This is a genomic window from Sphingomonas sp. ABOLG (genome assembly GCF_003950435.1).
Taxonomy (GTDB): Bacteria; Pseudomonadota; Alphaproteobacteria; order Sphingomonadales; family Sphingomonadaceae; genus Sphingomonas; species Sphingomonas panaciterrae.
In genome coordinates this window covers 156,357-169,378 of record NZ_QQWW01000008.1, presented here as the reverse complement: position 1 = coordinate 169,378, position 13,022 = coordinate 156,357, and the positions used below count along the sequence as shown (strand labels likewise).

The 13,022-nt window shown below is 71.2% G+C and carries 11 protein-coding genes and 1 pseudogene; 10 read left to right on the top strand and 2 right to left on the bottom strand.

What is annotated here, in order from left to right; genetic code table 11:
• Positions 1 to 67: 67 nt before the first annotated feature.
• The 4 genes and pseudogenes from CA236_RS11385 to CA236_RS19120 form a co-directional block, all read left to right on the top strand.
• Positions 68 to 406 (top strand): annotated as a pseudogene (locus tag CA236_RS11385) (integrase core domain-containing protein); the annotation flags it as partial.
• Positions 407 to 612: 206 nt separating this feature from the next.
• On the top strand, positions 613 to 1,272 hold the full coding sequence (locus CA236_RS11380) for an ATP-binding protein (RefSeq protein ID WP_125945685.1): 660 nt from the start codon (positions 613 to 615) through the stop codon (positions 1,270 to 1,272).
• Complete coding sequence (locus CA236_RS11375) at positions 1,272 to 2,768, top strand: TM0106 family RecB-like putative nuclease (protein WP_125945684.1); 1,497 nt, start codon at positions 1,272 to 1,274, stop codon at positions 2,766 to 2,768. Before CA236_RS11380 ends, CA236_RS11375 begins: the two co-directional genes overlap by 1 nt.
• Positions 2,769 to 2,776: 8 nt before the next feature.
• Positions 2,777 to 3,451 (top strand): hypothetical protein, encoded by a 675-nt coding sequence (locus tag CA236_RS19120; RefSeq protein WP_241212619.1) that lies wholly within the window; start codon positions 2,777 to 2,779, stop codon positions 3,449 to 3,451.
• Between the two features lie 415 nt (positions 3,452 to 3,866).
• On the opposite strand, the gene CA236_RS11365 is transcribed toward CA236_RS19120, so the two are convergent.
• Complete coding sequence (locus CA236_RS11365) at positions 3,867 to 4,778, bottom strand: hypothetical protein (protein WP_125945682.1); 912 nt, start codon at positions 4,776 to 4,778, stop codon at positions 3,867 to 3,869.
• Between the two features lie 319 nt (positions 4,779 to 5,097).
• Here CA236_RS11365 and CA236_RS11360 point away from each other — a divergent pair, with 319 nt between their 5' ends.
• The 6 genes from CA236_RS11360 (at position 5,098) to CA236_RS11335 (ending at position 10,066) form a co-directional block, all read left to right on the top strand.
• Positions 5,098 to 5,619 (top strand): class I SAM-dependent methyltransferase, encoded by a 522-nt coding sequence (locus CA236_RS11360; protein ID WP_125945681.1) that lies wholly within the window; start codon positions 5,098 to 5,100, stop codon positions 5,617 to 5,619.
• Positions 5,616 to 6,458 carry a hypothetical protein gene (locus CA236_RS11355; protein WP_125945680.1) on the top strand — a complete coding sequence of 281 codons (843 nt, stop codon included), beginning with the start codon at positions 5,616 to 5,618 and terminating at the stop codon, positions 6,456 to 6,458. Before CA236_RS11360 ends, CA236_RS11355 begins: the two co-directional genes overlap by 4 nt.
• A gap of 96 nt (positions 6,459 to 6,554) precedes the next feature.
• Positions 6,555 to 7,277: a hypothetical protein gene (locus CA236_RS11350; protein WP_125945679.1), complete on the top strand. Its 723-nt coding sequence runs from the start codon at positions 6,555 to 6,557 to the stop codon at positions 7,275 to 7,277.
• 2 nt (positions 7,278 to 7,279) lie between these two features.
• Positions 7,280 to 8,230: a hypothetical protein gene (locus CA236_RS11345; protein WP_125945678.1), complete on the top strand. Its 951-nt coding sequence runs from the start codon at positions 7,280 to 7,282 to the stop codon at positions 8,228 to 8,230.
• Positions 8,227 to 8,901, top strand: a complete 675-nt coding sequence (locus CA236_RS11340; RefSeq protein ID WP_125945677.1) for a multiubiquitin domain-containing protein — start codon at positions 8,227 to 8,229, stop codon at positions 8,899 to 8,901. The genes CA236_RS11345 and CA236_RS11340 overlap by 4 nt, the downstream gene beginning before the upstream one ends.
• Positions 8,876 to 10,066 (top strand): ThiF family adenylyltransferase, encoded by a 1,191-nt coding sequence (locus CA236_RS11335; protein WP_125945676.1) that lies wholly within the window; start codon positions 8,876 to 8,878, stop codon positions 10,064 to 10,066. Before CA236_RS11340 ends, CA236_RS11335 begins: the two co-directional genes overlap by 26 nt.
• Positions 10,067 to 10,088: 22 nt before the next feature.
• Here the strand turns inward: CA236_RS11335 and CA236_RS11330 are convergent, their stop codons facing one another.
• Positions 10,089 to 12,956 carry an HNH endonuclease gene (locus CA236_RS11330; protein WP_125945675.1) on the bottom strand — a complete coding sequence of 956 codons (2,868 nt, stop codon included), beginning with the start codon at positions 12,954 to 12,956 and terminating at the stop codon, positions 10,089 to 10,091.
• Positions 12,957 to 13,022 lie beyond the last annotated feature (66 nt).

Genomic DNA, 13,022 nt, shown 5'->3' with positions numbered 1-13,022 from the left:
CCGCTACGCGGCCTTGTCTTCATCAGGGCCATAGCGGCTCCCGAACCAGCGCTTCCCAATGTGCTATGGCAGCGAGTTCATCGCCACCGCGGTCCAGAAATGGCTCAGGCAGCTCGGCGTGACTACGCTCTACATCACGCCAGGCTCGCCATGGGAGAACGGCTACAACGAGAGCTTCAACGGCTCGCTGCAGGATGAACTGCTGAACGGCGAGATCTTCTACAGCCTCGCTGAAGCCAAGGTGCTGATCGAGGCGTGGCGGCGTCACTACAACACTGCCCGACCGCACAGCAGCCTCGGCTATCGGCCACCCGCCCCGGAAGCGGCGACACCGCCATTGCCGGCCTCCGGTTCCGCTTCGCTCCACCTCCGACCGGCAATGGCGGCGGAGACGACAATGCACTAACTATCAACCCGGACCACCCGGTGGGGGCTGCTCACGGTTGTTCACAGAAGCTCGCTCGAAAGCGTCTTCAGCTCCGCTGCCGCGCACCGACCGTGTGCCCAACGAAGATGCGCTCGGCGCCGTGGACCAGACGGCGACCGGCGGTGCTTGACTTATAAATCAAGTTGCGTTAAGGAGGCGGCTGTTGGCACTGGAGGAGGCCGGACTTGGACGCCACCTGGGATCGGATCGCTCCGTCGCTCAGCGACGACGCACTGCTGCTCGCCGAGACTGCGCACCGGACGCTGAACGAGATCAGCGCCGCCTTGGCCGCGCTCTCGCTGCTGCGGGCGGGGCGTGGCCTGGAGGATCGCGTCGGCCTGCTCGACGGAGCCATCGCCCGCCTGAACGGCTTTGCCGCCGCTACCCGGCTGCTCGCGGGACCCTGGTGCGGCGATGTCGACCTGGTGGGCCGAACGGAGGAGCTCTGGCGGGCGACCGTCGATGCGCGCCGTGCCGCGGGATCCAGCATGCTGGTGCTCGACCCGGGGTGCGGCCGGGTGCCCTCGGCCGTCGGCCGACGCGCCCTCCTGGTGCTTGCGGAACTGATGAGCAATGCCCTCCGGCATGCCGTGGCTGACGGCCGTGGCACCATCGCGGTCGTGGTCAGCCGCTGTGCGGGCGGGCTGCTGCTTGCGGTCGAGGACGATGGTCCCGGCCTGCCGCCCGGCGGCGCGCGCCGCGAAGAAGGGATGGGAGGCCCGATCGTGTCGGAGCTCGTGCGCCGCGGTGGCGGCACGATCGAGTGCGAGACGGGTCCGCGCGGCACTGCCTTTCGAGTGGTGCTGCCGGTGACCTCCCAGCCAGGTCCGGGGGAGCCCTTCTGATGGCTCCCGTCTCCGGTGCCATGCTGCGGGACCTGCTCCTCTGCGAGCGGCGCATGGAGCTCGACCTCAGGGGAGACCCGGCCGGCCGGGACGAGGTCTCCTCCTTCGTCCAGATGCTCTGGGAGGGCGGAGTCCGGCACGAGGAGGAGGTGGTCTCCGGGCTCGAAGGGGCGGTGGCGGACCTGCGCGGGCTCCAGCCGGAGGACCGCGGGCGGGAGACGCTCCGCGCCCTGCAGCGCGGCGTCCGCTGGATCGTCGGCGGCCGCCTCGAGCTGGGCGACCGCGTCGGCGTGCCCGACCTGCTGCTCGTCGAGGGGGACGCGGTGCACGCCGGCGACGTTAAGTCCGGCGATCCTCACGCGCCCGACGGGCGCGCGCCGCGGCCCGAGTACGCTGTTCAGGTTGGGCATTACGCGGCGCTGCTAGCAGATATGGGTCTGGGCGAAGGGAGCCGGGCGTTCGTGATCGGGCGCGACGGCGGGCTGGTCTGGTACGACCTTACCGCGACTGCCCGTGGCGGCAGCGTCGCGGAGCAGGTCGCGACGCTGGTCGGGAAGGCGAGGGCGATCCGCGACGGCAGACTCGGCACTAGGGCGGCGCTCTGCGCGGCGTGTGCGCTCTGCCACTGGCGCACGCTGTGCCGCGCGGAGCTCGAGGCGGCGGACGACCTCACCCTGGTGGCGGGCCTCGGTCGCGCGCTGCGCAGCGTGGTCGAGCCCGTCGCGCCGACGGTCACGGCGCTCGCCGCGCTCGACGTCGCCGCGCTGTCCGCAGATGGGCACGCTCTGCCGGGGCTCGGCGCGGGCCGCCTCGCGCGCTTCCGCGACCGTGCGCGCCTGCTGCGCACGCCGGGCGCGAAGCCGTTCGCACGCCGCGCGCTGGACCTTCGCCGGCATGCGCGCGAGTTCCACTTGGACATCGAGTCCGATCCGCTCGACGGCGGGCTGGTCTACCTGCACGGGGTGGTGGAGGTCGCCGACGGGCGGGAGACCTACCATGCCTTCTTCGCCGACGGCCACGGGGAGGAGGGGGACGCATTCGCGGCCGCGTGGCGGTTCCTGCTGTCGGACCCGGCCGCGCGCATCTTCCACTACTCCCGCTTCGAGCGGACGGCGTACCGCGCGCTCGCCGCGCGCCACCCCCACGTCTGCACCCGGGCCGAGGTCGACGAGCTGTTCTCGCCCGCGCGCGCGACCGACCTCCTCTGCGACGTCGTGCAGCCCGCGACCGAGTGGCCGACCTCGTCCGTCGGCATCAAGGCCCTGGCGAAGTGGCTCGGCTTCCGCTGGCGCGACGCGGACGCGAGCGGCGCGGCGTCGATCAGCTGGTTCGCGGACTGGCGTCGCACCCGCGACCCGGCCGTCCGGACCCGCATCGAGGCCTACAACCACGACGACTGCTCGGCGACCGTGGTCCTGCTGGACGCCCTCATCCGTCTGCCGGTAATGGACGGGGCGGCGTGGCCGCCGCCCGGCCATGGGGCCACCGGGCCGTGAGCCGGGCCTTGGGCGGCACGACGCCCTTGCGGGAGACGGTGCGCTCCGCGCTCCGTGAGGCCGATGAGCGGTTCGAGCGCGAGCGCCTGGCGCTCTACCGCGCATACGTGGCCGCGCTGGTGCGGCGTGCGTCGCCGCTCGTCGTCGACCTGGCGCGGCACTGGGGCCTGGACCTCGCGCCGGCGTTCGCCTCGCTCGCCCCACCCTGGCGGTGGCCGCTCGGCCGGCCCGACCCGCTCGCGCGGCACCACCTTCGCTTCTGGGACGGCGAAGTCCCGCGCGCGTCGCGCTGGCGCCTGCCGGAACGGTCGGTGCGCAGCGCGGACCTGGTCGCGCCGGGCGGCGAAGGCCTGCTGCGGCTAGACGTGCGCGGCGATTGCGTGGACGCCTGCGCCTGGATCGGCGAGACCCTCGTGATCGCGCGCGCCGGGAAGTTGCTCGTGTGGCTGCCGTTCGCGCTGCCCGAGACCCTGGCCATCGCGACCCCGGGCAGGCTGCTGGCGGACGTCGTCGACCACCCGGCGTTCCGCGGGCGGCGCTACCGCGTGTCTCGGGCCTTCGCGGACCTGGGTGGCCGCGCGGTCCTTGAGGCTCGCGCGCGCGCCGTCGCGTTCTCGCTGCCGGTCCCTTCCCCCTCCGGCGACGTCGCCGTCCCTCCGCCCGCCGTCGCGCGGCGGCGGTAGGGGCGCCGGCCAAGCGGCGCGTCGCCCGGCTCGATGCCTTCCACCAGCGCGGTGATCGGTACGTCGAGCGCCAGCGCCAGACGGGCGAGCGTCTTCAGGTTGGCGTTCTGCTGGCCGTCCTCGAGCCTCCAGAGATACTGCTGCGAGATGCCGGCGGCGCGGGCGAACGCGCTGGGCGAGACCTTCCGTGCCTCCCTCAGGTCGCGCACTCGCCTGCCCACTGCCGCGAGCAGCGCATCCCTTTTCTCCCCGTCGGCTACGGTCTCTCCCATGCGGGGGTTTATAGGATGACGCGCTCTTTTCGCGCCAGCGCTCGTTTGCCAGTCGCCGCCGGCGGCGCGGTAACGGTGGTTGGCGCCCCGCGCCGGCTACCCTGGGGAGGGCCGTGGCGTCGAAGGTGCGGCCCGGCGGCCCCTTAGATGCCGGCGGTGGACCGCGGCGGCGACACGATCACGGTGACGTCCTTCAGGCCGCGGGTCGGGCCGGAGAGATCCCTCTGGAGCTGAATGGCCCCATCCAGCACCTGTTTCGGGTCGTAGACGAGCACCACCACGACATCGACGTCCTGGTTGCCACCGTAGTCCCGGACATCGGTGAGCAGCTCGGTCTTGAGCTTCTTCAGGTCCGACTTCCGCCTCGCGAACTTCAGCTCGACCATGAGACGGTGGTCCTTAAGGAGGAATTCGCAGCGCGCGGAGGTCCCGGCGACGGACGGGCTCCACTCCTCAATCCTGACGTCGTGGACGAGCGAGGTCAGGATCGCCCTGAACAGGTACTGGCAGTCCCACTCGTCCGCGACCTGCCAAGTGGTGCCGCCGTGCGGGTGGGTGCGAAGCGCGAGCACGGCTTCGTGGAACTGGCGCGCGGCACGCTCGACGATCGTCCGGGCGTCGCTCGTCGCTGATCCGAGATCCGGCGGCGCGAGCTTTCGGACGTAGGCGGTCGCAGTGGCGACGCGGTTCAGGAGGTCCATGAGATCGGTAGCCTGGTATGGCATGGCCGGGCCGCCCGCCTTTGTGAACGGCGCGAGGACCCTGCACATACTGGCCTGCATCGACGCGACGAACGCCTCGTACTCGTCCAGCCGCTCGGTGAAGTGCTGGGGCGAGCTGAAGCAGGCGCCGGGGATCGCGGGGTCTGGCGCGAACTCCTCCGAGTAGTGGTAGAGCGCGATGACGCAGCTCTTGCCCTCGTGGAACCATTCTTGGCCGCGGTTCTCGTTGCCCTTGAACCCCTCCATGGCGGCGGCGAACTCCGCCTGCGAGCCGTTGCGCATCCGCCGCAAGTAGTCGGCGCCCTCGGTCGCCCAGCGCAGCTTGTCGTCCAAAGTCCCTACTCCTGGCGGCCTGCCCGCCGGCCCGCCCGTGTAGCCGCATCAGTTCCCGTGGACGCCCGGTCAAGCCCGCGCGGATCGCGCTGGCAACACGATTTCGCTTCGGGCTGGGTCCGGACCTGCGAAGCGCCTATATGGGTCGCGGCGCAATCGGAGAAAGCGGCTGAGCGAGGTGCGGTCCTGAACTGTTGACGAGGTGCCTTCGGGTACGCACCGGCCGCGCACAGGTGGCCCGGCGCACTCGAACGCCTACTACGATCTGCAGTGCGACGCCTATGCCGCGCGGACCGGGGTGGCGGGCACGCCGCCCCTGATGCGCGCCTTCCTGGCGGCGCTTCCCCCGGCGGGCGAGGTGGCGGACCTGGGATGCGGCGCGGGCAGGGACCTCGCGCTTCTGGTCGAGCAGGGGATGAGGTGCGTCGGCTACGACCTCTCGCCGAGGCTCGCCGAGCTCGCCCGCGTCCGGTCCGGTGCGCCCGTGCTCGTCGCGGACGTCCGGTCGCTCGAGCTGCCCGACCAGTCGCTTGACGGCGTTCTTGCCGTCGCCTCCCTCCTGCACCTGGAGCTCGACGAGATCGTTGGCGTGCTCGCGCGGATCGCGCGCTGGCTCCGGCCGGGCGGCGTCTTCCTGTCCACCATGAAGGAGGGAGGCGCGTCGGCGCTCGACGGGGAGGGGCGGCGCTTCAACCTGGTCACGGCCGCGGCCTGGGAGGCCATGCTGGGCAACGCGGGACTGCATGTGGTGGGTACGGTCGGGTCGCAGGCCGATCCGGGTGTGTCCAGCTCCGGCCACTCCTGGATCGCCGCGCTTGCGCGACGGCCGGCGCAGGCGTGAAGGGCTTCCGGCCCGGCCGGCCATTCTGGGTCGTCGTGGTGCTGATGGCGCTGCTGGTGGTGACGGCCTGCGCCGTCACGGCTGTCGGGGTCGGCGGCGCGGGTCCGGCGGGCGCGGCGGCGCAGAGGCCGAGCCAGGCGGCGGCTGCCGGGTCGGGGCCCGCGTGGAAGGACGTGATGCTCGCGCTCGCCTCGCTCGGCTCGGCGCTCGTCGCAGGTGCGGCCCTGCTGGTGTCGATGTGGAACACCGACCGGACGATCGCCATGACCGAGGCGTCGAGTCGTGCCCAGCGGCAGCGGGAGACCAACCGGGCCGAGCTGGCGCGCCTGGAGGCGCTCGTGGCCACCTTCCACGTGCCCTACCTCGTGCTCGCGCGGGCCAACAACAACATGGCCCAGGACCTGCGCGACCGCTTCGCCGATCCCGGCTACCGCCTGCTCCTCAGCCTCTTCAGGCCTGGATGGCTGGCGTCGCTGTCCAGGGGCGATCGGACGCTCGTGCGCGAGATCTGCGCGACCGGCATGCGCCTGCGCACGTTCATCGAGGAGCGCGCTGGCGGCACCGACCCGGGGCTGGCCGACCACCTGGCGCGCGCCTCCACGCACTTCCGCATCCTCTGGCTCGCCTACCGGCGGCGCCTCGGCGACGATCCGGCCCCCTTCGCCCGCTACGTCTATCCGCATCAGCTCGACATCGCGCTGCAGGCGGACCTGGGGCGTATCGAGAAGCGCATTGCGCAGCTACGGGCCGAGCCCGAAACGGCGCACCCGGCAATGCCCGCGCTGGTGATCCCGTCGGGCGCGGCGCTCGACTCGTGGCCGAACCCACCGCGGCTCTGATCGGGGGGTTGCCAACGAAGGTAGTCTCAATTAGAAAGAATACGCACTCTTCCCAAATATGGGGTTCGGTGCGTGGTTGCTGATGGGATCGAGACGATGGCGGCAGACGTAGAGAAGGAGGCGCAAGGCGGCACGATCGCCTGCGGAGGCGTGCTGACGCTCCCCGGAGGGACCACCTTCGTCCCGGCCATCGCGCGTCCCTGTACGGATAGGTTCGAGGTCCAGCTTCGCCGGATCGGCTGCCCGTCGGGCGATCGCTCGTCGGCCGAGAACCCTATTGAAGGTGGCCCCGTGTGGTCGACAGCCTTCTCCAGCGAGGAGGCCGCGCGGGGGGTGCTGGATTGGATGGGCGACCGTCCAGCGGACTGGACGTGGTGGGGGCGGATCGCCACCGGTCTGGGGCCTGCGCTGCTCGACGACTGCATCATTCAGGTCGCGACAAGGGCCCTGGCGGACGCGGCGGCGAAGGCGAAGCGCAAGCGCGAGGAGGCTGAGGAGAAGGCGCGCAAGGCGCGGGAGATCGAGCTCTACTACTTCGATCCGAAAGGCAAGCAGCCGGCGCTCGGCTTCCAGCGCGGCGACGGCGACACGGTGTTCAAGATGCACTTCCGCGAGAAGTGGGAGCGCGAACGCGTCATGGATTGGCTGCGGTGGCAGCGCGAGCGCTTCGCGGAGTTCGTCGCCCACGCCGGCGAGCATGGCGGTCTATCTCTGGAACGCGTGATCCTCGCCGGGATGCGGGACGCGGAGAGGGACCTGCGCAGGCGCGGCATCGCCACATCCGGCCGCCGCCCGCTGCGGTTCTGGAGGGGAGAGTGACGATGGCTGTCGTGCCAGCCGTGACAGACCCGGGCTCGCTCGTCCGCGTCGGGGCACGGGCCGAGCCCGCCCAGCCCGAGGTGGCGGTCGCAGCCGGCTTCTCGGCGCGTCCGGTGCCGCTCGGCCTGGACCGCCCGCTGCACTTGCTCGGGGGTAACGCCCTTAAGCGGCTCGGGCCCGATCTCGGGCTGCCCGCCGAGTGGTTCCCCAGCCTGGTACGCGCGGTCGCCGACGAGGGCCGCCGCAGGCTGGAGTCCGGCGAGCGCTGGTTCGGCCTGCCGCCGACGCTGCTGGTCGGAGACCCCGGGACCGGCCGTGGCCACGCCGCGCGCAGGGTGGCTGAGGCCGCCGGAGTCCCCCTGGTGCCCATGGACCTATCCGAGCCCGACTCCGTCCTGCAGCTGCGCGGCGAGCGCCGCGGTCCCGAGCTCGTCCTTCCGTCGCTCCCCGTGCTGGCGATGGCGACGACGCGCTGCGCCAATCCGCTAGTCCTGGTGACCGGCATCGACCGCGCCTCACCGCACGTGCAGGCGCTGCTGGCACGGATGCTGGCGGCCGGCGAGGCGGCCAGGTGGCGCGAGGACGCGCTCGGGGCGGTGGTCGATCTGGGACACGTTACCTGGCTCGTATCGGTGGAGCAGCCGGGAACGCTCGATCCCACGCTCCGGGCGTGCCTGCAGCGGGTCCATCTCCCGCCGCCCGGGCCCGTCGGCTTGCGGTTCCGCGCCCTGGAGATCCTGATCGAGGTGGTCGGTGATCTGGGCCTGTCCGACCCCGCGGCGGACCCAGCCGTGGCCGAGCTGCTCGTCGACTTCGCGGAGGGGCGCTCGGACATGCCGGCGGCTCAGCTGCGCGCGCGTATCCTGGAGACGCTCGTACGACCTCTGTCGACCACCCCGCCGGGGGCGGATGGCAGCCTATACCACCGCTTGCACAGGAGGACTGGAGGATGACGACGAACGAGGAGGGGGCGGCCCAGGTCGCGATCGTGGACGGGATGGACGTGGCGCTGCCGCCCGGTCCCGTGACAGGCGAGGCCGTGCTCAGGGCCGCTGGTGCCGAGCCGGTGCAGGCTCACCTGCTGGTCAGGACCGATGGCGGCCGCGCCCGCGTCGTCGCGGCGGGCGAGCGGCTGGACCTGGCTCTCGGGGACGTGCCCGAGTTCCGCTCCTTCAGGAGCGGCGAGGTCCGCCACCTCCGTGTCGCGGGATCGGTCTGGGCTTGGGGCGCGCCGGCCATTCTGGAGGACGATATCCGCGCGATTGCGGGCTTCGACGACGACTACGAGGTCGTGCTGGACGGCGCCGGCGTTCGCCCAGGGGGGCTGGTCGACCTGACCGGCGAGTTCCCGCCCATGGTGGGGCTGCGCCCATGCGGCTACGGCACCGCCATGGTGCCCATCGTCGTAAACGGCCGCGAGCGCGCGGTTGCCGAGCGGGAGCTCACGTTCGAACGGCTGGTCGATCTGGCCTTTCCCAACCTCCCCGTCGAGGCGAGCAGGTCGTTCACGGTGACCTACCGCCGCGGTCCGGCCGATCGGCCGGAGGGATCGCTGGTCGCAGACCAGGCGACAAGGCTCGAGCCGGGGATCAGGTTCAATGTCACGGCGACCACCAAGTCCTGAGCCGACGCCCGACATTCGTCGCCTGGCGGAGGAGGGCTACTCCGTCTGGCTGGGCCAGGGTCGGCTGGTCGTGGGCGACGTCCCGTATGTCGACGAGGCGAGGCGGGTCTGCCGTGGCACCTTGGTCTGCCAGCTCGAGCTGGCGGGCGACATCATCGTGCCGCCGATGCACCACCAGGCCCACTTCGCGGGCGGAAGGCCGTGCGACGACAGGGGGCGGCCGCTGCGCGCGGTGACCGCCGGCTTTCGGCGCGACTGGGGCGGCGGCCTCGTGACCCAGCACATGCTTTGCACCCTGCCACCGGAGGGGCGCTTTGAGAGCTACCACGACATGGTGACCACCATGGTGGCGCTGCTCGCCGGCCATGCCGAGGCGCTCGACCCGCAGGCGACCGCACGCCTCGGCCGCGTCCTGGTGTCCGAGGCTTCCGCCTCGCCGTTCGCCTACGTCGACACTGCGAGCTCGAGGGTGGGGATCGGCGGCCTTGCAGCCAGGTTTGAGCGGCAGAGCGTCGGCATCCTGGGGCTGGGGGGAACCGGCGGCTACGTCCTCGACCTGGTCGCCAAGACCCCGGTCGCGCGCATCCATCTGGTCGACCACGACGAGTTCCGGCAGCACAACAGCTTCCGCGCGCCGGGTGCGGCGAGCCTGGACGACCTTAGGGCGCAGCGCCGGAAAGTGGACCACTTCGACCGGATCTACTCGGCCATGCACCGGGGCATAGTACCCCACCCGGTTCGGCTCGGACCGCACTCGCTCCACCTGCTCGCGCACATGGACTTCGCCTTCGTGTGCCTCGACGATCCGGCCGCCAAGCCGATCATCCTCGCCGAGCTCGAGCGGCTCGACGTTCCCTACGTCGACGTGGGGATGGGTCTCCAGCACACGGATGCGGGCCTGACCGGCGCCGTCCGGTTGACCGCGAGCACGCCAGGCATGCGCGCCCACGTCCGCGAGCGGTCGCGCATACCAATGACCGAGCCCGGCGGCGCCGATCCCTATGCGAGCAACGTGCAGGTGGCCGACCTGAACGCGCTTAACGCGGCGCTCGCGGTGATAAGGTGGAAGAAGTGGGCCGGCTTCTATGCCGACCTCGAGCGCGAGCACTTTTCCGTATACTCGATCGACGGCAACCACCTGCTCAACGAGGACTTCGCTAGGTGATGAGGTCCGCTGGCTCCAGCGACTAGGCCAGGTCGAACCGGTCAAGTGCGAATGCCCTGCCGAAGCCGATGGCATCGACCGCGGCGCGCAGCTCTCCGGGGCGCAGCCCGACAAGCCCGTGGCGCTCCGAAAGATAGCGGGCTAGCCAGCCGAACATCTGGTCGCGAAGGTCTCCCCGGAAGACAACCTCGACCAGGACGGCGAGCGACTCGACCTCGATCACGGTGATGCAGCCCTGTTCTTCCGGCAGCTCGGCGAGGTGCTCGCATAGCCATGCCAGCGCGCCGAAGTGGCGGGTTACTATGCTGCCGCCCGACTGCCGTGACTGCTCCGGCTCTCGCGCCATGAGCGCTTCCGCGACGTCGAGACGCAGCCGCTGCGCCATGTGCGACAGGCAATCCGCATTTGCGCTGAGCGAGGCCAGCACGATCATCCCGCAGATCTTCCGGGTCAGGTTGTGGGACCAGTCGTTGCCGGGCACGGCGACGGAGGGAAGCGCGAGCACGACCCGATCGACCGTATCGTCGATGCCCCCGACGATGATCTCCGGCCCGATCTCAGGCGGGCACGAAGCCTCGGGATGTTCCGCGAGAACCAGGCCGGCCTCGCCGAGCGCGTTCGAGCGATACTCCATCGCCTCGAGCTCGTGGAACAGGACGGCGCTTTCCGCATAGCTCCGCATCGCCTCCTCGGGCCGCCTCAGGTCGGCCATGCAGTTGCCGCGACGCTGGAGGGCCGCGCCCGTGTTGATCGGGTCCTCAGCCGTGCGCAGGTGCGCGATCGCCTGGTCGAGCAGGGGCAGGGCCTCGACCGGCCTGCGAGCGTCGCTGAGCAGGCACGCCTGCTGTAGGAGCGACAGGGCAGCGCGATGGGTAATCTTGCCGTCGCTGGCCTCAACCAACAGGTCGAAGGAGCGTCGCGCCGCCTCGAGCGCGGCGTTTGTTGCGGTGTCGTCGCGCGCCCAATAGCTCTCGTCCGCATGGAGGACGTGCGCCTCCATGCTCAGCAGGACTCCGCGCGACCGCGGATCGTCCCCGATCGCCAGCTTCCTCGCGTCCCGGAGTGCCGCCTCCGCGAGGTCCGGGCGATTGGCCCGGCCTGCAAGCGACTGCAGCTGGGACAGCAGTTCCAAGGCCTCGAATGGCTCACCGGCGGCCGTAGCCAGGTCCGCGGCGACCCGCATCACGTCGAGCCCGGCCTGGAACGCGCCCGACGTGAAAAAGTAGGTCTGGAGACTAAAGGCGAGCCAGGTGACGAGCGACCGCAGGCGCGGCTCCGCCCCCGAACCCGCTCGCGCGAGGTCCAGGATGGAGAGCGCGTTCGGGAGCTCGCGGTCGAGCAGCCTCATTCCGAGCCTGACCTCGCCGCCGTGGATCAGCCTCTCGTTCAAGTGGGCGACCATGCCGGCGATGCAAAGCGCGACACCGACGCGCACCTCGCCCAGGCCGGCTGGCGGCGAGGTCTCCACCGCCCGCCGGACGAAGTCCCGCACAGGCGACAACATGGTGATCAGCCGCTCGTCCCAGAGCGGCTGATCCTCGATGAGGTGCCATCGTCGCAGCGTCGCCAGAGTCGTGACCGCATCGTCCATGCCTAGGTTGCGCGGATTGATAAGGCCGGTCGCGAGGCCCGCCGGCAGCTGCGCCAGCACCCAGAGCGAGGTCTGCTCGCGATCGCTCAGGGCCTCGAGCGCGACGCTCAGGCATAGGTCAAGGGAGGTGCGGGGGCCCTGTGCGGCTCGACCCGGAACCTCGATGGGGTGGTTCCGTCGGGCCTTAAGCAGATCAACCGCCGCGGAGGCGTCACCAAGATGCCGCACGAGCGCGGCGAGGATCCGCAGGGTCAATGGGTGACCGTCCCCGATGTCGAGCAGATCCTCGCGGTCGATCTGGTCGACGTCGCCGGGGAGGAGCTCGGCCGAGGCCGTCCGGTCCAGCGCGGCCAACGGCAGGTCGGCGTCGAACGCGATCTCCGGCAGGCGCGCCTGCGTGGTCACCACGACCTGGATGTCCTGCCCGTCCGCGGTAAGCCGTTCGACGAGATCGGCCACCGCGGCGAGGCCGCAGCCACCACGCTCGACCCCGTCGAGGACGACGCAGGCCCGGACGCCTGACAGGACCGACACGGGATCGCCATCGCCGACCTTCGCGGCGGCGGCGGCGACATAGGCCTGGAGCAGCGCCTCGCTGCCGCACTCCTCCAGCGGCACCCAGACCAGCGGACGCCCGGTGTTGGCGGCGTTAGCCCCGTGCAGGACGAGCTGTGTCTTGCCGATTCCGCCCACTCCGCGGACCACCACCGATCGCACGGAGCGCAGCGCCGCCACCAGCTGCGACAGATCCCGGGCACGCCCGTGGAGGCGCGCTCGCGGTGGAAGCTCCCGCAGGGTTGTGGAGTGCCCGGCGGCGAGGCGATCGCACACTCGCTGGACGAGGACGTGCTTCAACGTCGTCACTTCTTCGCGGGTGAGGAGCCCCCGGTCGTACTCCGCATGGCACACCGCGCACAGCCGGACGACGTTGCGGTGGTGGTTCGAGCGGCTCGAGCTGTACGGCTCGATGTGGGCGTTCTCGACCGCGACGCCCCGGCCGCATCGCGCGCAGCCGCCGCCGGCCTCGACGCGTAGGTGCGCCGTCACGGCCGCCTCGCAGTCGACGCGCCGGGCTCCGGGCTCTGAGCGCGGCTCGGAGAGACGCTCGTCGAACGCGTCCAGGTCGGGTTCGGAGAACAGCGTGCGGCCGCCGACTGTGCGGGAGGCGAGCCGGAAGGTCCCAAGCGTGGTGCGGGTGTCCCTGCTCGCGTAGTGGAACAGTAGCTCGGGAGTCACGCCCAGCCGGATCGCCGCCGCGACCGGGTCGAGGAGCTCGTCGCCTGGCTCTTTCACCGTCACCGGAATGCTCGGACCGGATCCCGGCTGCCGAGCCGCTGGGTCTTCATTTTCCCTGCACGCGCGCCG

Coding starts and splice junctions, on each gene's coding strand:
- CA236_RS11375 (WP_125945684.1), top strand. CDS start 1,272: ATGGCTCCCGTCTCCGGTGCCATGCTGCGGGACCTGCTCCTCTGCGAG.
- CA236_RS11360 (WP_125945681.1), top strand. CDS start 5,098: ATGCGCGCCTTCCTGGCGGCGCTTCCCCCGGCGGGCGAGGTGGCGGAC.
- CA236_RS11350 (WP_125945679.1), top strand. CDS start 6,555: ATGGCGGCAGACGTAGAGAAGGAGGCGCAAGGCGGCACGATCGCCTGC.
- CA236_RS11345 (WP_125945678.1), top strand. CDS start 7,280: ATGGCTGTCGTGCCAGCCGTGACAGACCCGGGCTCGCTCGTCCGCGTC.
- CA236_RS11340 (WP_125945677.1), top strand. CDS start 8,227: ATGACGACGAACGAGGAGGGGGCGGCCCAGGTCGCGATCGTGGACGGG.
- CA236_RS11335 (WP_125945676.1), top strand. CDS start 8,876: ATGTCACGGCGACCACCAAGTCCTGAGCCGACGCCCGACATTCGTCGC.